Source organism: Pseudoalteromonas sp. Z1A6, from assembly GCF_011378745.1.
Lineage (GTDB): Bacteria > Pseudomonadota > Gammaproteobacteria > Enterobacterales > Alteromonadaceae > Pseudoalteromonas > Pseudoalteromonas arctica.
On sequence record NZ_WTKW01000594.1, the window covers coordinates 1 to 1,330 of the forward strand.

General features: G+C 34.4%; 2 pseudogenes. Both read right to left on the reverse strand.

Going from position 1 to position 1,330, the window contains the following annotated elements:
* Window positions 1–504 precede the first annotated feature (504 nt).
* Window positions 505–892: pseudogene (gene cysZ / locus GQR46_RS19755) on the reverse strand (sulfate transporter CysZ); the annotation flags it as partial.
* A gap of 159 nt (window positions 893–1,051) precedes the next feature.
* Window positions 1,052–1,326: pseudogene (locus tag GQR46_RS20745) on the reverse strand (EI24 domain-containing protein); the annotation flags it as partial.
* Window positions 1,327–1,330: the final 4 nt, after the last annotated feature.

The window sequence follows — 1,330 nt, forward strand, 5'->3', positions numbered from 1 at the left end:
TGCATAAATATTTGATCAATTTAACGAATTAAATTGCACTATAACGTTGTTAAAAAATTTTTATTTAGAATAACTAGATACAAAAATTTTTGCCTAGTCCTAGCGTAATTTTCTTAACGTTAAATAGACCCCGTATATAAGCAGATTGGTATTAAATCGACCCTTGAACTACAAATAATGGTTAACGCTTGCTTGTCATCAGAGGTTATTAAGTTGGTTACACCGCGGCTATAGCTAGGGTAACGTCTACCTAAAACGCCCGTATAAAGTAATGCTAATACGACTAATCTGTATGTTCTTTTTATTATTTAGTGTACTTAATAGCGATAAGCCTAGCCCTAGAAGCAAAATAGGGGCGGGTATAAAAGCAGGATTAATCAATACTAAAATTGGCGTAGCAATAACCCCTAAGCCAAAACCAAGTAAACTTTGCAGTGCAGCAGCACCAGCAATAAGGGTTAAAGCAAGGATTAAAATTAAAGGCTCGGTGAGCATAATCACACAGCAAATAGGCATAACGATTAAGTTTATAAATGGTATAGCGGTTAATAACATAACAGCAAAACCAAATCCGTACGATACACCTTGCTTAGCTTTTAAATCGTCTTTCATCTGCTTAAAGTCAATTTTATGGTTATCAAACGCATAGTCTTCGTATTGCACCGCACACATCCAACACGTAAATAAACCCCATAATACTTGACCAATAAAACCCAAAGTAATATAAAAAATCCAATAGTGCATAGAGGGTAGTAGCACAGCTTTGCCCACTCACGGGCAAGCATTCCAGGTACATCTTTAACTAATTCAGAAAAGCCATATCGCTAATTATTTGGCCCGTTAAATAAAGCTCAACTTTTTCGCTTAATAAAGCATTGAATGGGGCTGTAATACCAACCTGCATAAATCTTTGATCAATTTAACGAATCAAATTGCACTACAACGTCGTTAAAAATTTTTTATTTAGAACAACTAGATACAAAAATTTTTGCCTAGTTCTAGCGTAATTTTCTTAACGTTAAATAGACCCCATATATAAGCAGATTGGTATAATAAAATTAGTGATTATAGTAAATAGCATGCTGTAGCCAAATAATACGACCAAACTGCGATTGGCCACATTAACCACTCAAGCCAGCTTAATCACTCGGGTAGTATGTTATTTATGTAGCTAAAACAGTCGCTTGACCAGAAAAATAAAAAACAACGAGCTACCAAATAGTAAAATATTAATTAAAAGCGGGATAAGCACAAAACGCTTTAACCCTTTTTGGCTAATTAATTTAAATCCCGAAAAAAATATTCCATACCTTGTATGATCTGCACAGCT